The following is a 20,165-nucleotide window of genomic DNA, read 5'->3' as shown; positions in this document are numbered from 1 at the left end:
TTACTGGCCTAGCTCTTCGTAGGTGGTCACTTTAATCGTCACGTCCGAGTCAATTCCGTTAGCATCTAACGTGCTTCGAACGTTGCCTGGAACGTCTTCTAGCCGTCCCGAATACTGGTCCCTGAATTCGGAGGTCGTCACGACGACGATTTCGTCCTCACCTGAACCAGCCTGGGCGGTCAGTTTTTCTTCGAGGTCAGAGATTTCGTTTTCCGCCGTAAAGTCGTTGTACCGGTCCCCATCCAGGTTCTTGGATTCGATTGCCGGTGAATCGAGCCGCTCGCCGTCGACGGTCCACTCTCCATCGACCTTCACGTCAATCTCTGAGCTCTGCTTGGTGAGGCTGTCTGGGACCTCGGTTTCGGGGATGTCCTGCTGAAGCGTCACGTCGCTCGCATCGACGCGGTCGCCGTCGACCACCGTGTCGGCGATATCTGCCTCGCCGGCGATCTGTCTGTATCCCGTACTCGTTCCAGACACGTCTCGCATGGTCCTGGCGACACCGTTGGCTCCGTTTTCGTCGAGCGAATTGAGCTGCGACTGGACGCTCCCGGACCCATCTCTTCCGGGCCCAACAGTTACGTCGTCGGCCTCGTCGTACGCTTTAAGCAGGTCCTGTGCCTCCGAATCGCTCAATCCGTCGGACCGCTGCGTGTAGCTGTATACCGAGCGGACCGTACTCTGGCACGGGCTGTTACAGACATCGTCGGACAGCAGGTCGACGCTGTCGTAGCCGGCACGTTCCAGTGCGGTGTCGGCGAACCGCTGCTGGTCGGCGTCAAGCTCGTTGTATCGACTGACTGCAGTCGAGAGTTCGTTTCCGTCGGCTTCACCGCGGTCGTAAGCCTGTACGAACCGCCGCTGTGAGACCGGATTGTCGATATCCAATAAGGCGTCTGCAGCGTCGCTATCGACATCCGCCAGCGCGTCGTAGGTCTCTCGACCGGCGTCACCGTTCCGGAGCAGGTACTGACCCAGATCGGCCTGTCTGGCCTCCGGCAGCGCGTCGACGTCGGCGTCGATGTTGCGCTGTATCCGCCACAGCCGGACGGCCTGCCCGGCCGTGTCGGCCTGGCTGATGACCGCCTCGGTGGCGTCGTCTGAGGCCAGCAGGATGCGGGCGGTGACGCGGGCTTTTGCGGCGTCGCTGGCACCTTGGATTCGCGAGAGGGCGCGCAGGGCGCGGGTGTCGGCGAGTTGCTTGGCAATGTCACCGGCAGTGTCGGTCTGTTTGATTGCGGTCTTGCCGGCCTTCCCGACACCGGCACTGACGACCAGTTTCGTGAGGAATCCGGCAGCGTAGCCTTTGTACCAGTTGCGCTCGAAGGTGCTGTACAGCGCCGGGTTCTCCTTTTCCTCCAGTGACCCATAGGGGTTGTTTTGGGCCTGTTTCCGCTGGAACTGCTGGATGTAGCCGTCGATAAGCGGCTGGATGATGTCGACGCCCTCCGCAGCGATGACGTCATAGAGTGCCTGAATGCCGTCGATGAACGCCGCTGGATCGTCGATGAACGTCGCCACATCGTTGAACACGACGCCAAGACTGGCAGAGAGGCCCGATACCTGCCCGAACGTACGGGCCACTTCCTGGTCGACGATCGTGCCCGTGTACAGTTCGCCGGCAACAGCGCCGTAGAAGTTCGCACGCTGGACGCCAACCACCTGTCGACTGTTTCGGTTATTGTCAGTGCTACGGAGATAGACAGTCGTTCCGACTGTAACATCGCCAACGGTATCGGCCGTGTCACCGACCGCATCGACGGCGGCAGAGCCGAACGAGACGAACGTCGACTCGACACTACTGGTGTCGACTTCCTCGGTCGTAACGGCCTCATCAGTCCATTCAAGCGTGCCGATCGCACGGGTCCCACCGTCAGTTAGATACGGGTCGTCGTCGTCGAACGTGCGGGTCTTCTCTACATTCCCGTCTTTGACAAAGGATGCACTCTGTACGCCGGCCGCATCGCGGATGTCGACCTGCACCCAGTACGTGGTGTCCAGACTCCCCTGAGGAATACGATAGCCAGAGTTATCGATAGCGATCTCGGGTGCGCGTACATCATACAGTGTAGGGTCACCGCGGCTAGTGGTCTCTCTCTCGTCGTCGATACCGTCGCCGTCAGTGTCAGCGCTGCGCGGATTCGTCGCTAGTTCCCGTTCGCGGCCATCGTCAAGGCCGTCACTGTCCGTGTCGCTGTCCCATGGGTCGGAGTACACCTCGTTGCGCTCATAGGCGTTCTGGATGACCGTAGCGTCGGGCTCCCCTGTTTCGATGACGCTCTTTGTAGCGTTTTTCGAGGCCGTGTACAGCACCGACGCTGTCTCAGTCGTCTCAACGTCGTCAGCGACGCCGTCACCGTCGGTGTCGACCTTCGTGGGATCGCTATCGGGTTCGAGATAGATTCTTGCGGAGACATTGCTGAGGTTGTACCCGGCCGCATCCATCGTCGAGATGATTGTCTGTGCCTGTGCCTGCTCAATGGCCGTTGCATTGGACTCTCCATTCCGAATCGCCCGGAGGTCCTCGAAGCTCGTCGAGCGTCCTAGTTCGACCTGGTCGGAGATACCATCACCGTCGGTATCATTGTTATAGGGGTCGGTCTGAATCAGCCCTTGTCCTGTCGGGACACCGCGGCGTTCGGCGACGTCGGGGATAGTGTCGCCGTCGGTGTCTTGAGCACCGATGTCATCGGCAACTCGCGAGAATACCTGCGGCAGGTCACTTGCGCTATCAACATACGTGTAGTTCCCGCCTGTTGTCTGTGCAATGTCTTGGAGCTTGTCACCGTTCGCACCGCCGAAACCAATGGTGTAGATGGTCGTCCCGCGGTCAGCGGCTGTCTGTGCTTCCGCTCTGCCTCCGTTGCCCTGGCCGTCCGTTAGAAGGATGGCGAACTGCCCACGAGAGCTGTTACTCTGTGCAGCGAAGTGCTGGTTGGCCTGCTGAACTCCATCACCAATATCGGTCCCGCCGGAAGCGTCGAGCCGCTGGATGGAGGCATTAACGCGACCGAAATCGGTTGTCAGTTCCTGGCTGACGAAGGCGTTACTGTCGAAGTCGACGACACCCGCGCGGTCGCCATCGACCAGTGCACCGACGAACTCCTTCGAAGCACGCTTGCGGAACTCCTGTGGGTCGTTGCTCTGCATTGACCCGGAGGAGTCGATGATGAATACGACGTCGAGTGGCTGTATCTCATCTCTGTCGGTTCCATTGGCCGGCCGTTCGGACTCGTAGTTGGTGGCCCAGTTGCGCACGTCAAAGACGACAAATTTGGAGAAGTGCGCTGTCTCGCCGGTGACGGTGTTGTTCGCCGAGTCAACGGACGTCTCCAGCGGCTCGAACATATTCAACGTCTCGTTGTACCGGAAGACGACGAGGTCGGACTCGTTTGTCGAGTCGAGCTGTGAGTCGTTGTACGAGAAGGTGACGTTGGCACTCTCGAACTCGCGTTTGGACTCCAAGTCGACGAAAGAACTCACCTGCGCGTCCGTGACCTGATCGCGGTCAAAGGCCGGATCCGAACCGTTCTTGACCGTGACACCGCTGGCCACGTCGCCGTCGCCAGACAGCGAAACGCTGACGCCCAGCGATTCATTGCTGGTAGCCGTTGTGTAGTTGGCCTTGCCGTCGACAACGCCATCGCCGTCAGAGTCAGCGACTAGCGGGTCCGTGCCGAGACGGACTTCCTCGCCGTCGGAAAGACCATCGCCGTCTGTGTCTGGGATGCTCGCGTTCGTTCCCGTAGCGAGTTCTTCGGAGTCGTTGAGCCGGTCCCGGTCGCCATCCGCGGTGAGCGGGTTGGTCCCAGCTTCGTACTCCTCAATGTTGGTGAGCGTATCGCCGTCGATGTCCCATTCGTCGTCGGTGACGCCGTCTCCGTCTGTGTCGTTATTTTGTGGATCTAGCTTACCGTTCTCGATCTCAAAGAGATCCGGCAGCCCGTCACCGTCCGTGTCGGTCGCAAATGGGTCGGTGGCGAACCGGCCCTCGTAGTAGTTGGTGACGTTATCTCCATCGAAGTCCTCTAATCCATCGGTGACACCGTTGTCACCGACATCGGCCGTAACGAGATTGCTATCACTATCAGGGTTTTGTGGATCTGTCCCAACAATCTCGGTCTCATAGCGGTCTGGTAGACCATCACCATCGAACAGGACTGTGTCTGAGCCGACACTACTGGCGAATGGCCCCCCGCCATCGGCAGGACCGCGTTCTGATTGGTCGTCCGGTGGGCCGCCTCGTTTATCGCCCTTATTTTTGTTATCTTCTTTCCCGTTCTTTCCTTTTGCCTTACCGGGGTTCTCCTTCTGTTTTCCTTTTGCTTTGCCGGGGTTATCCCTTGCATTTCCGCGACTGGAGGACTTCGTCGTGGTCGGCTTCGTTTCGCTGGCAGCCGTTTCGTCAATGTCATCCAGTCCGGGCCCGGTCGCATTCGGTTCCGAGACTACGGCAGTCACCGATGTAACGCGGTCCTCCAACGTGAGATTCGCGGCGAATGTCCCGTTTCCACGACGGTCCTTGACGGTGACTGGTACCGTGACTGTTTGGCCGCTATCAACGGTTAGTGTCGCGTTCGAGAGTTTGCGTGGTTGTACATCGAACACCTCACCGCGAACCTGTCCAGTGAGGTTCTGCGTCCCGTTACGTAGAGGGTCCCCCCGTGTGGTAATAGATACATGCGGGGAGGTTTCAGCATCCATACGCTCCAGTGCGAGTGTCGCCTGCACCCAAGCCACACGGAACTGTTCAATGGCGGCGACCCGCGAATGCAGGTCTGCACCATTGCCACTTTCCAGTCGGTTGCGGCCCCGTTTGAGGGCTCGCTCAGCGTTCTCGATGTGCGCCTGTGTACTCCGTTTCCCTCCAGTAGAGAGACGATTTTCGGTACGGTTCAGTGCCCATTTTGCATAGGCGACCTGTGCCGTCGCAGTCTCGTTGTCAGCAGAAGCAAGGATATGGGCTGTGAGTACTGCCTGTTTGTCCTCCTGTGCTGTGCCCGACAGCGAAAGCGACTCAACGGCTTCGGCGTCGGCCTCAAACGCTTCCTTACTTGAGACCTCAGAGGGTCCAACCGACATCTCTATCGACTGGTTAACGCTGTCGAGTGCTGGCTCGTAGTCAGCGGTCGTTTCCTTGTTTCGAAGGTTGAGGAGGAGCGACCGCGCCCAAGTCTTCTGGAGCGTCGCACTCCCGTTTGTCAACTGGTCGGCGTTCTCGCTGTCGACGACACTACCGGGTATCGGCTGGTTTCCGGCTGCCTTCTCATTACCGGCTGCGCCCAGATGGTCGTCCCCTACGAATGCTAATCCCGCCACCGGCGATACCGTTCCGGTGACGATCAGTACTGCAAGAAACACCGCAGTTAATCCACGCGACGCTATTCGAATTGTTTGGTTATCTCTAGTCTTACCTCTCATAAGACGTATCCCATCTGAAATAAAAATAAGTCTTTCTATAAGAAACAGAGGTTAGAAATAATCTCCTCAGACAGACTTTGGCAGCAGAGTAGACGCTGATACAAATCACACACCCAGGTGTGTGTCTTTCAGGGCAACAGACTTGCCCACGGTCACGTCTATGAATTTATATTACAAATTCCCTAATGTAATTAAGCACTCCAGTTTACAAGAAGATATAGAGTAACTTCAAGCAAAGGACGAAACTAATTCGTCACTGCAAGAAAACTCGGTTATGGTGACATACTTCCGACTTTGTAGACAATCAGCAATATAGACGCTCCACTCTTTCGTTATTTTACCTACACAGCCTCGCCACCGCCTCCGGCGAGCCGGGCGGCGGCGAGACAACCGCGCGCACGGACTGGAGCGCCGACCGCGACGGCGCGTCGACGTGGGTCAGTCTGGTGGGGGCTGTGAGAGTGCTGGTGTCCTGGTGTGTGCGTGGACGTGGGCCAGCCGGCCCGGGAGGGACTGAGGCAGGGTGGTTGGTGGGTCGCGACAGCGCGCGACAGCGCGCGACGCCACCGACAGACTCGCGACGCTCGTCTGTCGAGCCCTCGTTCGCTGGCACTCACTCGGACGACGGGACGCTGCGCTCGGCGCTATCGCGCGCCTCGCAGCGGTCCATCGTGCCTGCAGTGGCGGGCGCGATCCCGCCCTGCCGCCGGGAAGTGGACGGGAACCGCATTCGTGGCTGGTCTGTCGAGATCCGGCGTCGGCGAGAGTGGCGCAGCGGTGTTAACCAACATTGGGCGGGTGAGATCGCGGGTATGTTGGTTAAGCGTCGGGGGAGCGCTTGGATACCGCTGCTCGCCGGCGTGGATTTTGTGCGGCCGCAGGCAGGTGGCGGCCCGAGAAGGGCCCCAGGAGGTGAGAAATGTGGGAAATATCCAATGTCCGCGGTGCGAGAAGGTGTTCAATACCTTCCTCGATGACGAGCGAATGCGCTTGGGGTCGTTCTATGATAGCGAGCGTGAGGAATCGTTCGACCGGCTGTGTGAGAAGTGCTACCGGTTCGTAATGGACAAATAGGGTTAGTCGCCCTTCTCATTTTTTCGTGGGACTGGATCACTGATTTCGTCGAGTTTCATTTCCAGGAGGAGTGATTCTTCATCTGTTTCTGTGTCTTTTTCCAGCAGGTATCCTTTGACAACCTCACGGTCGCTGTGGTACTGGATTACCGACCGGTGGCCGTACCGGGTCGTGGTCCCAGCTGGATACCAGTGCTTGGCACGAACTTTGAATGTCCCGTCTTCCCAAGTCCAGATCTTGACCGAGATCGGACGCTTGAGGTTGTGCTGTGCGATTTCGACGACTTCGTCGATGACCGGGCCGATAGTCGTCATTGACGGGACGATTCGCTCGTTAGGTAGCCGCCGCTCTGGAGATGGATGTGTCTTTGACATGAGAACGCTGCGATTCAGACTTGGCCGTCATCGCTCAAAAAGCTCCGGGTCGGGGTGGTTCCAGCTGGCACACGTCGAGGTACTGGTCCCACAGAGTGCCAGGTGTATCGCAAGCGTGGGTCTGCCGGCCCGGGCAGGAACGGGTGCGGGGGCAGGGTGTCGTGACAGCGCGCGACGCCACTGACAGACTCGCGATGCTCGTCTGTCGTGTCCTCGTTCACTCTCGCTCACTCGGACGACGGGGCGCTGCGCTCGGCGCGGTCGCGCGCCTCACGCCGGTCCACTCGTGCCTGCAGTAGCGGGCGCGATCCCCGCCGGGAATCGGACAGTTCCCAGCTGAGTGGCACACTAATTTGCGACTACACTATGATGCGAAAACAAGGCACATTGTACCTGTTGGGTTTCAGATACAAACCTCCGGACATGATGGTGTGGTCGCCGACCGGTGAGCGACAAGGTGTGCGCCACGAGGGGCCGAAGCGAGCGAGGGTCGAGCGTGGGTCTGCCAGCACTGGCTCAGTTCAAGTGTGGTCGTGATCGGCGTGGCCTTGGACGGCGGTGGCCGCCGACGTGCTTGGGCAGTGGACTCACATGATGTTCGGTGAGGCTGGTTCGTCGTGTGCAGTCCTGATCGGACTCCAAGAGATGAGACAATACCTATCTGTTCTCCAATAGGTGTGAGTGCAGGTGGCCTGAACGGATTCGCACCCCTGTTTGTGTCGGGCCTATCGACCCACGCACCCACTGTTAGATTGCCTATGCATTTCTCGCGCAAATCGCTCTCAGAACGCCCCACAAAGCACGGCAAGTTAAATGACCAATTATTCTGTGAATCACACCCCCCACGTATTGCGATTTTGTACGAATCAGTCACTTGGCTAATAGATTCAGATAGGAGCAAAACCGATTCCGTCTGGCGATTTCACCCAGAATCAATTAGCTGGGGAGACTTTACTCGATATCTGACAATAGCTCTATTGAGGGGCTACAGCCAAAGGACTCTATCAGTCAACAACCAAAGGGAGATCAAGAGATTATCTGCAAAAGTATAGATTTTCTTAGATGCTATCGTTACTCTGTAGAGAGGCAGTCACATGAACCCAGCCGGGTCGTGCCCCTTCTCTTCTGACTCTGTTTTGTCTTGCTCATCAGTCTCAGTAGCGTCTGATTCTGAGGCCGATTCAGCATCTCCTTTCTCAGCGGCTTCCGTCTCATCAGTGGTGGGGTTCGGTGACTCGTCAGAGGAGAAGTCACCGCTGTTGTCGTCGGACTGCTGGTCGTGATCGCCACCGACGCACTCACATTCTTCATCTGATAGGTTCGGATGGTCTGTGTCCGGTGACGTGACGGCAGTGTTTGCTGTAGTCTGGTCGAGTGGGTCGCCCGACTCGTCGTCGCCCAACCCGTCTGTCGCGTCGACGGTCGGCTCGACTTCGGCGTCACGATCCGGGTCACTGTCTCCGGGCTCATCGTCGTCGTCCTCACCAAGTGACCCATAGAGCACATCATCAAGTCGGGCCCGAGTGAACGAGAACCAGCTGTCACTCTCGATGTCGGTATCATCCTCGGTGGGTTCCGGTTCCGAACTGCCCGGCGACTCCGCACCCTGTGCCGGGAGGCTATCGCGAACATCAGCCAGTTCGTAGGACTGTCCATGAACCCACGTCGTCCGAGAGACGGCAACGCACTCACCGGGCTGGAAGTCACGGAGCAGACCAGAGGTGACCGGCGTTTTGTCCTTCTCTTTGTACGTGTCCCGAGCCTGCGTCCGGGGGTTCTCGCCGCGTCCCTGGTGACTCATCGATACCATCTCGGACCGGTCATACTGCCGGCTCTCGCCGAGTTCGTCGAGGATGAAGTCCGTCGACTCAGTGTCACCCGGCCCGAAGTAAACTCCCTGTGGACAGTTGCCGACAATCCCAGAGATTGTACTGTACGTGTCCTTGAGCTGGCCGATTGTCTGGACGCCGACTAGTGCCCGAGCCTTGTGTTTCCGGCCTCGGGCGGTAAGGTTCGTCACCTGAGTGAGCGCCGGCAGCGCGTCAATCTCGTCAAGGATATGGACCGTCGGGTTCGAGGCATTCATCGCGTAGCGGATCGACCAGTCCACGAGCAGTTGGTACATCGGCCCGAGCGTTTCCAGTTCCGTTGGGTTCGAGTCAATGATGAGGACCCGGCCTTCCGGGTTCTCGATGTACTCTTGCAGTGAGAACTCCCCGTAGTCACCGAAGTCGCCGGTGAAGACGGGATCAACGTTCTCCTTGATGGTCTGGTAGACGTTCTGTGCGCCTTTCCCCTTGTCAGGGTCGATATGACCCGAATCCAGCCGGTCGAACTCATCAAGGGCTTTCTTGAGCGCGATGTGGCCCTCGTTGAGGAGTGAGACGATATCGGCATGACAGAGCGCGTGACGGCGATTGTTCTTTTTCGCGCTGAGATGCAGGTACATCAGCATCTCTGCGAAAGTCTGTTTGGCGGGCCGATGGAATGGGTCGTGGCCGTCGGCTTCGCCGAAGATCGCGCCGGCGACCTCGCGGAAGTCCGACTCCGAGTCAGCATCCTTGAACAGATTCCAGACTACGTCGCTATCTTCGTGGCGGATGCGCTGAACCTCAAAGCCCAGCTCCTCGTAGAATGCTTGAAAGTCCTCGCCAGTATCGTGAGCAATGACCGCTGTGTCGCTGTAGTACGGGAACTGGTAGGCCAGTAGTTTCATCATCGACGTCTTGCCCGACCCAGTCTCGCCCACGACGGCTGTAGAGACATCTTGATCGAGCGTGAACGGCATTTCGGCCTCTTCATGTTCGTGAGAGACCTCTTCCAGCGGGACAACGGACTCTCCGTCGTCGTGGTCCCACTGGTTCATCGCGAGCATTTCCGGTGACGTTCGGCGGAGTAGTTCCCCGGAGAACACGACGCCGATTGAAACAGCATACAGGATCACCGTGGTCGAGTACGAGACCATCGGCAGTGACAGGCCGGGTACAGTGAAGTCAGCGAACAGTGTCCCCACTGAGATGGCAGCCAGAACGTGTGCGAACGGGAACAACAGCGCTGCGCTGGGTGTCTGGATAAGCACGTCGTAGAAGAACGCCGCGCTGATGAGTCCGAACCCGAAATAAATGTAGCGCCACGCCCAGAACCGCTTTGGGAGAACCTTGTCGCTGTCGACGATCATCGGCGGGAACAACAGCATGAATCCGGCCCAGACGAACCCGACGACGTTGTCGTACTTGAGGCTATTCGGCACCTCGCCAGAGCGTTGGCCTGGTGGTGCAGAGGAACTAGAACTCACTGCCACCACCCGACTTCGCGTTCGGGTTCCTGCTCGCGTTCAAGCGCAGCTTCGGGCTCGCTCTCAGTTGCCGCTTGTTCTTCGGCTCTCTCCGCAGCACGTTCTGAGAGTGGCTCAGTTTGCCGCTCATCGCGCGCCTTCTCAGCCGTGGGTTGTTCGACGTCTTTGTGCTGACTCTTCTCAGTCGCGCGCTTGAGGGCTTTTTCTGCTTCGGGGTTCAGCGATAGTTCTGCTTCGTGGTACTGCTCCCGTGCTTCTTGATCCACGACCCGACCGGGATTCTCCGGGGCATCGCGAGGGGCAGCCGTTGGGTCGCGTGTTCGAGCGGGTTCTGCAAATACGGTCGCTGCCTGTTCGCGCATCTGCCGGATATCTTCCCGATCCATCTCCAACTCTGCTGGTTCCCCAGTTGCCGCGACGTGTGCGTGTGGGAACTCCGTATTCTGGTGGACACCGTATACGTAGTCAGTTGTCGGCTGCCGGGCGAACTCGCGGTTCATAAGTTCCCGAGTGTTGGCATTCACCTCTTCTGGTGAGTATTCTCCAGTGGGGTCTGGCGAGACGATCAGATGCCGCTGAAATCCGAATTCTCGGCTCTTGTCGACGAACCGATTCACCTCTGGGTCGGACAGTTCTCGCCCGGCCGGATTCCGTAGGTCAACTGTCGCGCCGGCGTCCTGGTCCCGGTCGCGCCGGATGTAATCAACGAGATTCCCTGCTCCATTCCGCTGATAATCCGTTGGCAGTATCATGCACCGTCACCCCCAGCATTCGTCGCCACCGAGGACTCACGACCCTGCTCTCCTGAGTCGGTATCACTCCTGTTTGTTGCCTCTGTAGCTGGCTCCCGTCCAATGCGGTCGGTCGCAAACTTCATCGCTAATCTGAGGTGTGCATCATCGTGGTCCTCCTGCAGTAGTTTCCAGATAGCGATGGTGTATGCTGTCCGGACTTTCTGGACCGTCTTCAGTTCCTCCAGCGTCTCGGATTTGAACTCGTCCAGCTCAGCCGTGATATCACTCCGAATATTCTCCATGACGAGTTCGAGTTGCGTATCAGTCCCGTACCGCTCAAACTGGGTTTCACCAGTTTCGCGGTCGATATACTCTTCAACGAGACTGTGGCCGATATCCGAGATCGTCTTGCCTTCTATTTCAGCCCGCTCTTTGATCCATTCCTTGTTTTCACTGGTCGTGTATATCTGAAGAACTTCATCTCGCTCTGTCATCAGTCATCACCTCCGCCAACTTTCGCTACCTGCTCCTGCAGTTTCTCTGGCGCTTCCTCCATTGCGGCAGCTCGAGTATCAGCATCATACTTACTCGAAATCAACTCCCACAGTGCTACAGTATGGCACAGTTCTTGATCTGTGTCGATATCCGTTGCAGCGCTCACTTCGCCAGTGACGCTATCAGCAAGGTCTTGCAGTTCATCTGCAACCCCTAGTTCGTTAGCACGTTGCTCCTGCAGTTCACGAGATATACGCTGTTCTGCCGCTTTAAGCAGGAACTGAGTTACCGTTTCGTCGTTCTTCTCAGCTTGCGTTACAATCTGTTTCTTTTTCTCTGCGCTCATCGAGAATGTGATACTTTCATTCATGTGAATTACTCCATAGTGTCAAACTCCGCATCAGTCTCTGCCTCGATACCACCGTCAGCGACAACTGCTTCTGGCTGTGTCTGGTCAAGCGCTACAGACACCACATCCACCAACTCGTCTTCGCTGAGTCCGTTGAGGACGTGTTCAGCCTTCTCAGGCGATAATCCGTGATTCGTTAGCTCTTGTTCGACTGCTTTGGAATGGACGAACTCTTCGAAGTCAGCAGCGCGGGAGTCAGCCTCGTGAGCAACAACGTCGAGCGCATCTTCCGCGTCAGCGTCGAGGTCAATGATCTGCTTCTCTTCCCACGACGTCTTGATCGTCAGCGGGTAATCGCCATGTTCGTCGACGCGAACCAGCGCTTGTGAGTAGCCCTGACCATCACCCAGTGACTCCTTGCCGGCTTCGGCGTGCTGGATGTAGGACTGCTGTTCATCCGTCAGTCCAGCGCTTGTTGCTGTCTCGTCGCCCAGTTCCGGCTCGCGGTGATGCACCTTGATCGGGCACATTCCTGCGATTTCCTCGGCTGCGCCCTTGTCCTCGAACTCCGAGAGTGTCTGGGACAGCATCACCAGTCGCAGTCCGGCGTGGCGCTGGTGGCGAGCAATCTGGTTCAGCGACTCCAGATTTGCGTCGTCATTGAACAGGTAGTGAGCTTCGTCGATGATGATCTCGACCTTCTGCTGCATATTCTTGGCCTGCTGGTACAGCGTCGACAACAGCAGTTGCATGATGAACGGCTGCTTACCGAGGCCACTACCCGAGCCTTCGACCTGCTGGAGGTCCAGATAGACGGCCTTGCTGCTGTCGTCGATCAGCCGCAGGTCCGACTCTTTCGAGAGGTTGCCAAAGGTACTCCCCGGCCGGAACGGATGCAGCGCAATCGAGAGTTCGTTTGCGTACTGCTGGATTTTCTGCTGGGACGATTCCGTCGTCGCTCCCGGGAACATTTCTGGCTCTTCCTGGAGACGGTCGACTACCTCCAAGAAGTCACTCAGGTCCGGCGAGTTCTCCGGCGTATGTGTCGACGGGTCCGCTGGGTCGATATCCGATTCAGTGAATATCTTGTCGATCAGGAACGTGATGAGGCCGCTGTGCATCTCCAGATCGACATCCCGGGATTGCAGGAAGTTCTCGATGACCCCGTACACTTCGTCCTTCTTCGCTGAGACGGGCTGCATATCCGGGGACTGTTCGAGGACATGCTGAGGCGTCGGATGCATCTCGCACGGGTTCAGCGGCGTCTCGCCGCTGATCGTGATCGTCTTTGCATCCAGCATCTTCGCGCTGCCGTGCATATCCCCGACCGGGTCGATGTAGATCTGCTTGACGTCCGACCGCTTTTTCAGCATCCGCATCGCCCGAGCCTGCGTGCCGTGGGTCTTCCCGCCGCCGGGCATCCCGGTTACAAGCTCCGAGTGGCCGGTTTCCAGCGCCCACGGGTCGATCAACAGTGAGGAGTCGTTGTGGCCGTGCAGTCCGTACTCGATGCCGTCCTCCATCCGGAGGTAGTTCGACGAGAACGGGAACAGCGACCCGAGCGCTTCCCCAGTCATCGAAGAAAGCCGATTCTGGCCGAGTTCGTTGGCCCCGATCGGCGAGACAGTCACCAGTCCTGCTTCCTGCCGGCGGGTCGTTCGCTTGACCCCACAGTTCGATGGCGAGTCTCGCAGGAGCGTTTCGAGCCGGTTCGTTTGCTTCCGGAGGTCTTCTTCGGTCTCAGCCGTCAGCCGGACGAACGCTCCGACACGGAACAGCGACGTGTGGTTCCGCCGGACCATCTGCCGGATGTACTTTGCCTGGTTGACTTCCTGTTCGATATCCTCCGCTTCCAGCTCTCCTTTGTCGTTCTGTAGCATCTTCAGCGAGGAAATCCACTCTTTCATGACCGACACTGCTGTGTCAGCGTCGTATGGGTCGATGTGGATTGAGACGTCGACGGGAAGGTCCGTATCCAATAGCAGTTGCTCCAGCATCCCACTCGTCGGATGCTCGGGATACGTCTCGATCCAGAAGCACCGGGTGTACGTCTCTTGGTCGATGAGGGCGTGGTCGGCTTCCCACTCTATATCTGTCGGCGCGACCAGTGACCGATGGTTCTCACCGGGCCTATGCAACTGGGAGACGAAGTCGGTCTCGTCGACCTCGTAGTCAGTCCCACCGACGTCGTCGGTGTCCATGCCCTCCGCAGCGTCATGGGCTGCGGCACCCTCGCCGTGCTTGATGAGTTCTCGCGCGGAGTACGTCACTGGGGAGACGGAGGCCGCCTCTTCGTACTCCCGCTCGGACCGCGTTTCACAGGCCCAGTAGTCCTCAGTCAAGTGCGCCAGCTCATGCGGGCTGACCGACCGGCTGCGACACCGAAACATATTGTTGACTGCTCTGTCGACGGTTTCGAGCCGGTCGTGGAGCTTCTTGGCCTTGAACTCCTCTCGCTCGGCGTCAGTGAGCGTGTCACTGTCGAATCGAGTGAACAGCCGCCCAATGACCGGTATCCCGGTCAGGTAATCCGCGATAGAGTCGCTGTTCATCTGGAGGTCGTGAATGTCGTCGTCAGTGACCCAGACGACGACGTAGTACTTGCGCTGGAGTTCAGTCTCAGTCTCAACGTTGCCGCTGTCGTCGATGTAGCGGTTGACAAACTCCATGAGCACCCCTCGGAAGATCGAATGGCTCTTTGCATCGGGGTCGTCGAGTCGGTCGATATGCGCTTGGATGTGGGACTCGTTGTCGACTTCGGCCGTCGTGACGTGGAGTTTCGCCCGGCCAGTCAGGGATTCAGACAGGCGTGTGAGTGACTTGACGGCTTTGTCCCATTTCTCGTCGTCCTGCAGCGACATATTGGCGGGCTCGACCTCGACCGCGCCGACGTACGCTCCGTCGACGCGCTCAATGCCGTGGGGCATAACCCGCTCTAATCGCGTGACCTGCCGAGTATCCTGATTCCCCTGGCCGTGAGTGTACTGGCGCTTTTTCACGAGCCAGAACAATTTGACCCGTAGCCACTCAGTCAGGCGATAGTGATCTGGCCGGACTTTGTGCAGGATGTAGAGGAAGACTTCCACGACCGCTGTGAGAGCCAACGTGGGGAAGAACAGCGCCGCCGGCACGAACGGCATCCCCATCGCAACGAGGAAGCCAAACGGCGGGATGAGGAACAGGATGAGTTCCCCCAGCGTGTAGTCGCCCCAGAAGTTAGTCGAATCTCCGAGCGATTCGTGGATGATGTTCGTGTTGTACTCTTCTTCTGAGTCAGCCATTAGTCGTCATCCTCCTTGTGCGGCAGGCCGTCGCGGTACACATCCGGCCCTAATATATCGTCATCAGTTGCAAACACATCCCTGAGCGAGTCGTACGACTCGGACTCATCGGACTCCGTGGTCTCGGTATCGTTCTCGTCGAAGTCATCGTCGGAGAACGGCGGATCAACCTCAGACTCGAACACTCTGGTATCGCCAGAGTTGATCTGTGTTTGGCGCTCCATCTTGGTTTGACGCTCCATCTTCGTCTGGCGTTCGCTAATCGGAGTGTCGTCGCTCTTAGAGTCGCCAGACGAGCCGGACGAGCCGGACGAGCTGGACGAACCACCGTTGGTGAATCGGCTGTTGAGGGGACTTCCACTGGACCCGCTCCCGCCGCCAGAGGGCGGTGAGCCACCAGATCCACCAGACCCGCTACTGCCACTGCCGCCGCCAGAAGGTGGAGCGGAACCGCCTGAGCCACCGGAGCCACCGCCGCCGGAGCCACTGTTGCCGCCACCTCCGGAGCCGTTGGGACTACTGCCGCCACCGGAACCGGTGGGGCCGCCGCTAGAACCCCTCTTCATGCCAGCGGGGTTGGCTGCCATCTGGCGGTGGACCATTTGGGCACCCGTAGCAGCACTGCCGACACGTCCTTTTGCAGCGCCTGAGGCAGCTCGAATCGTGCCACCCGTCGCCATTGCTGCGCCGGGACCGCCGACCGCGCCAGCGCCGGCTGTCGCCGCTGCACCACCAGCCGCCGCACCGATCTTGAGTGGCTTTTTGCCGCCGGCGAGCGCCTGCTCGCTGACTTGAATCGCAACGCGGCTACTGCGCTGGATGAGGACCTTCTGAGATTTTGCCGCCAAGTACAGCGTCACGAGGCTGATAAACAGCGACAGGTCAGAAGCCAGTCCCCAGTTTGTCGCTTCAAAGCTCATGCGGATCAGGATTGCAGGCGGGATGCCCGCAGCGAGGACTCCGGGATACGCGCCGGCGACCTGTTTCGCCAGTCCCGAGAAGCGGTTCAGCGGCCAGACTTCGACTGCCCAGAACGTCGCAACCAGCGGCATCGACAGCGTCAGCAGGAAGACCAGCAGCCACCGAGTGATGAAGATGAACGCCGCCTTGAGGTAGACGTACAGTCCGACAACGATGAGGACGAGGAATATCCCAAGACTGAGATCCGCAATCTGCTGGGCTGAGCCGATTAGTGCGGCGACTTCAGTCGTTGATTGACCGGATTTGTAAATCTCGCGACCGATGGCATTGAAGAACTGAGTCCCCAGTGAGGCTACCGGAAGCCAAAAGAACAGTGAGAGGAAAGCAACCCCAAGTCGGCGTAGGAGCTTCTTCCGAATGACCGGGTTCATCGACCCGTATCGAACTCCAATCATTGCCAAGACGATGAACTGCAGCCCGAGTGCCAACCCAACGATTCCATCGAAGTAGATGCCCGATATTAGCGAGTTCCACGGGGCATTACTCGCAGATTCGAACGCAATGTCAACTGGGGCCGATGAATTCGGTCCTTCGGGGGCGGGTGTCCCTACCATCGGGTCAATGAGGTTCTTAAAGAACCCATCAAGATAATTGACTATCTGCGTTTTAAGTTGAGCAAGGAAACCACTGATACCAGATGTGATTGCCGACGAAAGTTCTCTCAGCAATCTCTGGAAAACCTCCTCAACGAGGTCCTCGCCTATTCCCGACTGCATTGCTACGTCTCCGTCTCCGTTGAACTTGCAGTGACTTCTTCAGGAGTCCCAATCAGAGTCCGCTCGCATCCAGATGAATTTTCATAGCTGATCGTCTGAGTGAATGTGACTGGATCGCTCCAAAGGAATTCAACGGTTAATTGCTCATCTCTTTTAGCGCTCTCATCAACTCTCGGACAAGAAGAAACGGTGTCTTCAATGAGGGAAAAATATCTGACGACATTGGTTTCACCAGGCTCTACCGGGACAAACACGTCTTCTTTTTCTTTCCCGTTCATTAATGCGCGGGTAGCTGCACCGGTTCGCTCACCCACATTCCTGACAACCACCACCAAGTGGCCGAGGCCTTCACGAACGTCTGGATGTTCAGTGGCAGGAACGACTTTCTCAAGTTCGAATGTAGTGCCCAGTTCGAGTGGGATTTCGGTTTCAACGTCATCCCCACGGAGATAGAGTGTGTGCTGGCCCCGGGGCAATGGCTTGTAGTTATCATCTCCCGCCGTTAGCAATAGGCTGGTCCGGGTCTCGCCAGGACTGAAGTAATCGCTGACGAACTCCCGACCGGACTCTGTGATGATGCTGACCGATGAGGGCTCGATCTCATCGGTCACAGCCACTTCCAGAGCCAATTGGCGGCCGTTCTTGACAATCTCAATCGACGTCTCTTCGATGTAGTCGGACTGCTCTTCTGGTGGGCCGGCGCTTCCGTCACCTCCGTCACCGCTATCAGACAGCCCGCCACTGCAGCCTGCAAGCGCGGCAAGGCTCCCGCTAAGGAGTCCAAGCACTGTTCTGCGGTCGATACTGCTGTTTCGTGGTATATCTTGCTTTGTCATGGATTATACCAACCAACAAATTTGCCTCTCGTCCAGACGTCGTAGCCATACAGCGCCAGCACAGCCGGCAACACCGTCAGGAGCGTCACTACAGCGAGGTCGATGAACTCCGCAAGGTCCGGGAGATTCACTTCGTAGGCGACCCGCTCTTGGGTGTCTCGTACCGGGACAGCACGCCCTTGCTCCCACCAGATCTGAGTCGGACTGTACTGGATGATCGCCGAGGAGACTTCGCCTTGGTCGACGGTGACCGAAATCTCATCATCGCCAGCGAGTGACCGTTCGACTCGGGACTGCCCCGTTGCGACGGTAACGTTCCCTGCCGCAATCGGGAAGCCAGCCGTCGGTTCGACCCGGACCAGCAGGTCCGTCGAGTTGTCGGTCGAGTTGACGACCTCAGAGGTGATATTGACCTCGCGGATTAGCGTCGGGTTCGTCGAGTCCGCTGGCTGTTCGATGCTGTTCCCGCGAACCAGTCCGTTGATCTTGAAGTTCTCTGTCCGGAGTTGTTCCGCACTCCGTATCGTGAACCGATCTGCCGTCGTGAACGTCTCCGAACGGTTGATCCGAATCTCCGGCGGGAGCGTCGTCCTGTTGGTCGCGTTCGCCGTCGTGTTCACAGTCGCATTTGTCGGATACGTCGCTTCGAGCGATGGCACGAACCGCCAGCCGTCGGAACTCTCATTTTGGACGCGGTTGACCGTGACTGCCGGGCCTTCCGTGGTTCGGACAGCGTGGGTTTCGAGTGGTCGTACTGGGGTCGTCGTGTTCTCCGACCAGTTTTCCCAGCCCGGCGGTGAGCGAGTATAGAACCGCCACTTGCTCTGGACTTCGTATCCGCCATCGAACTGGACGCTTTGCCAGCTGCCGGGGATTACGGTCCCGATCCGATAGTCGTCGGTCGTGGCCCCTCTGCCGTTCGGCACGACGCCGGGCTCGACGACCATCTCCCGCTTGGAGAGGTTTTCCACCTGGACTGTCCGTGAGTCCGTGACCGTCAGTTCGTACTCGTCAATCTCGTCATCACCAATCTCCGAGATATTCGTCGAGATCGTCGTGACCAACTGGAGTTCCGTGGTCCCGTTGATCTCCGTGTAGTTGAGCGTGGGCTGGGCGGCAGTGCTGTTGTCCATCGCAGTGCCGTTGGCGTACAGCGTCGTGTTCGTCGACGTGTCTACGACCTGGAAGTCGTCCTCGAAGAACTCCGAGATGTACACCCGGTAGTCGTGAATGGCACGCACGGTCCCGTTCGCACGGACCAGCCGTTCCGTACCCGACTTTTTGTGGACGACCGTTGATGGCTCGATGCTGAAGAACGCGACGTAGGCGTCACGAATCCAGATGCCAGAGCGAGTGTCCGTGACGTTCACTGGGTGCGAGGCGTTCTCGATGCCAGTCCGGAACGAGTCGTGTTCGGGCCGGTTCCACAGTGTTGTGTTCGAGGGCTCGCGAGACGCCATATCTCCCGTGCAAGAGGGCAGGACGGCCAGTGTGCCGTTCTCAGCCTCTGCTCGGTCGGCCCGTGTGAGATTCGGATGGTCAGGGTCGCCAGACCACAGCGCTTGGAAGAACGTGTGGTTGTGGTTGTAGGACCGGTTCGGCGGCACGACGCCTGCTGTCGCGTTGTCCCCGACAGAGGCATTAGCCGGCGGGTTCGAGGCGTTCTCGTAGCACGAGACTTTCGCGCTGAGGTTCTGCCTTGCTCCGAGTTCGACGGACCTGTTTGCTTCTGTTTGGTTCCCTGCTGGCCCTCGGTCGATGGACTCGTTACCTTCGGTTCCGTTGGCTGCTGTCTCGTTGCCTGCTGGGTCTTGGACGCTGGATTCGTTGTTTTCGGTGCGATTCGTCTGTGTTCCCTCGCTGTTGGAGCCATTCGGCGCGGTGGCGTTTTGTTGTGGTACCCCCACGCCACCGTGACTCGCGTCAGTGAGGGAGTGTGCTGTCCCCCGCTCAATCTGGGCTGGGTTGCTGCCAGCGGACGCCGGCCCCGCAGCTGCGGCTGTCGAGAGCAGTGAGCAAAGGGCCGCGATCATCAGCAGTGAGCGGAGTGATGGCATCGTATCTTCAGAATGGCGTCACGCAGTCCGAGAAGCCAAAGCCGACGTTGTCCCCGAACTTCGTGATGAGTTCTGGAGCCACGATTGCCAGCACGACGACACCGAGGCCGACCAGCGAGAGGATAAGGTCCCGGCGAGCCTCGTTTTGCTGGTTCGGGTTGCCAGAGGCCCGCATATACGACAGGCCACTGCGACCGACGAACACCATCGTCGCTGGCAGGCCAAGACCAGCCAGTGCGCCAAAGACGACGTTGACGCCGTCCTCGACAGCAGTGTTACAGTAGATGTTCCCGACGTCGGTCTGGCCCATCGCCGAGCCAGCAAATAGCGTGAGGATCAACAGCAGTTGGGTCGCCTGTCGCACGCCGGGCGTGAGCCAGGCGTCAGCGAATCGCCGCTTTGCGTGCGTGTAGAGTGTTGGTTGTGTGGTCGATGCGTTCGATGCGTTGGTTTGCGTTGACATGGATGTCTCTGGTTTTGCGGTCTTGCTTGCCCACCGATGCCCCACCGGTAATCCGCTACCGTTGTTGTGTTACCTTTCTTACACAGTTG

The 20,165-nt window shown here is 58.3% G+C and carries 12 protein-coding genes; 1 reads left to right on the top strand and 11 read right to left on the bottom strand.

The features are described from left to right. Positions 1–5,361, bottom strand: a complete 5,361-nt coding sequence (locus G9C82_RS18020) for a VWA domain-containing protein (protein WP_164734784.1) — start codon at positions 5,359–5,361, stop codon at positions 1–3. A 981-nt stretch (positions 5,362–6,342) separates the two neighbouring features. On the opposite strand from G9C82_RS18020, the gene G9C82_RS18015 reads away from it, so the two are divergent. After that, complete coding sequence (locus tag G9C82_RS18015; RefSeq protein ID WP_164734783.1) at positions 6,343–6,495, top strand: hypothetical protein; 153 nt, start codon at positions 6,343–6,345, stop codon at positions 6,493–6,495. Positions 6,496–6,497: 2 nt separating this feature from the next. On the opposite strand, the gene G9C82_RS18010 is transcribed toward G9C82_RS18015, so the two are convergent. The 10 genes from G9C82_RS18010 to G9C82_RS17965 form a co-directional block, all read right to left on the bottom strand. Next, the gene (locus tag G9C82_RS18010; protein WP_127014998.1) at positions 6,498–6,809 is read right to left on the bottom strand and encodes a hypothetical protein; all 312 of its coding nucleotides are present in this window, start codon (positions 6,807–6,809) and stop codon (positions 6,498–6,500) included. Between the two features lie 1,150 nt (positions 6,810–7,959). Next, positions 7,960–10,065 (bottom strand): type IV secretory system conjugative DNA transfer family protein, encoded by a 2,106-nt coding sequence (locus G9C82_RS18005; RefSeq protein ID WP_174790048.1) that lies wholly within the window; start codon positions 10,063–10,065, stop codon positions 7,960–7,962. Positions 10,066–10,160: 95 nt separating this feature from the next. After that, positions 10,161–10,916, bottom strand: a complete 756-nt coding sequence (locus tag G9C82_RS18000) for a relaxase/mobilization nuclease domain-containing protein (protein WP_127014886.1) — start codon at positions 10,914–10,916, stop codon at positions 10,161–10,163. Continuing rightward, entirely contained in the window at positions 10,913–11,392 is a 480-nt protein-coding gene (locus G9C82_RS17995; RefSeq protein ID WP_127014885.1) for a hypothetical protein, read from the bottom strand. The genes G9C82_RS18000 and G9C82_RS17995 overlap by 4 nt, the downstream gene beginning before the upstream one ends. After that, complete coding sequence (locus tag G9C82_RS17990) at positions 11,392–11,763, bottom strand: hypothetical protein (protein WP_127014884.1); 372 nt, start codon at positions 11,761–11,763, stop codon at positions 11,392–11,394. The genes G9C82_RS17995 and G9C82_RS17990 overlap by 1 nt, the downstream gene beginning before the upstream one ends. A 5-nt stretch (positions 11,764–11,768) precedes the next feature. Beyond that, on the bottom strand, positions 11,769–15,023 hold the full coding sequence (locus G9C82_RS17985; protein WP_127014883.1) for a VirB4 family type IV secretion system protein: 3,255 nt from the start codon (positions 15,021–15,023) through the stop codon (positions 11,769–11,771). Next, positions 15,023–16,720 carry a hypothetical protein gene (locus tag G9C82_RS17980; RefSeq protein ID WP_127014882.1) on the bottom strand — a complete coding sequence of 566 codons (1,698 nt, stop codon included), beginning with the start codon at positions 16,718–16,720 and terminating at the stop codon, positions 15,023–15,025. Before G9C82_RS17980 ends, G9C82_RS17985 begins: the two co-directional genes overlap by 1 nt. Before the next feature lie 2 nt (positions 16,721–16,722). Next, complete coding sequence (locus G9C82_RS17975; RefSeq protein ID WP_127014881.1) at positions 16,723–17,556, bottom strand: hypothetical protein; 834 nt, start codon at positions 17,554–17,556, stop codon at positions 16,723–16,725. Further along, positions 17,553–19,613 carry a hypothetical protein gene (locus tag G9C82_RS17970; protein ID WP_127014880.1) on the bottom strand — a complete coding sequence of 687 codons (2,061 nt, stop codon included), beginning with the start codon at positions 19,611–19,613 and terminating at the stop codon, positions 17,553–17,555. The genes G9C82_RS17975 and G9C82_RS17970 overlap by 4 nt, the downstream gene beginning before the upstream one ends. A gap of 7 nt (positions 19,614–19,620) precedes the next feature. Continuing rightward, complete coding sequence (locus tag G9C82_RS17965; RefSeq protein WP_121578417.1) at positions 19,621–20,076, bottom strand: pilin; 456 nt, start codon at positions 20,074–20,076, stop codon at positions 19,621–19,623. Between the last annotated feature and the right edge of the window lie 89 nt (positions 20,077–20,165).

Source organism: Haloarcula sp. R1-2, from assembly GCF_011627385.1.
Taxonomy (GTDB): Archaea; Halobacteriota; Halobacteria; order Halobacteriales; family Haloarculaceae; genus Haloarcula; species Haloarcula marismortui.
The sequence above is the reverse complement of the archived record's forward strand: the minus strand, read 5'-3'. Positions and strand labels throughout refer to the sequence as shown.

Coding starts and splice junctions, on each gene's coding strand:
- G9C82_RS18000 (WP_127014886.1), bottom strand. CDS start 10,916: ATGATACTGCCAACGGATTATCAGCGGAATGGAGCAGGGAATCTCGTT.
- G9C82_RS17990 (WP_127014884.1), bottom strand. CDS start 11,763: ATGAATGAAAGTATCACATTCTCGATGAGCGCAGAGAAAAAGAAACAG.
- G9C82_RS18010 (WP_127014998.1), bottom strand. CDS start 6,809: ATGACGACTATCGGCCCGGTCATCGACGAAGTCGTCGAAATCGCACAG.
- G9C82_RS17970 (WP_127014880.1), bottom strand. CDS start 19,613: ATGCCATCACTCCGCTCACTGCTGATGATCGCGGCCCTTTGCTCACTG.
- G9C82_RS18005 (WP_174790048.1), bottom strand. CDS start 10,065: ATGCTGTTGTTCCCGCCGATGATCGTCGACAGCGACAAGGTTCTCCCA.
- G9C82_RS17995 (WP_127014885.1), bottom strand. CDS start 11,392: ATGACAGAGCGAGATGAAGTTCTTCAGATATACACGACCAGTGAAAAC.
- G9C82_RS17975 (WP_127014881.1), bottom strand. CDS start 17,556: ATGACAAAGCAAGATATACCACGAAACAGCAGTATCGACCGCAGAACA.
- G9C82_RS17985 (WP_127014883.1), bottom strand. CDS start 15,023: ATGGCTGACTCAGAAGAAGAGTACAACACGAACATCATCCACGAATCG.
- G9C82_RS17980 (WP_127014882.1), bottom strand. CDS start 16,720: ATGCAGTCGGGAATAGGCGAGGACCTCGTTGAGGAGGTTTTCCAGAGA.
- G9C82_RS17965 (WP_121578417.1), bottom strand. CDS start 20,076: ATGTCAACGCAAACCAACGCATCGAACGCATCGACCACACAACCAACA.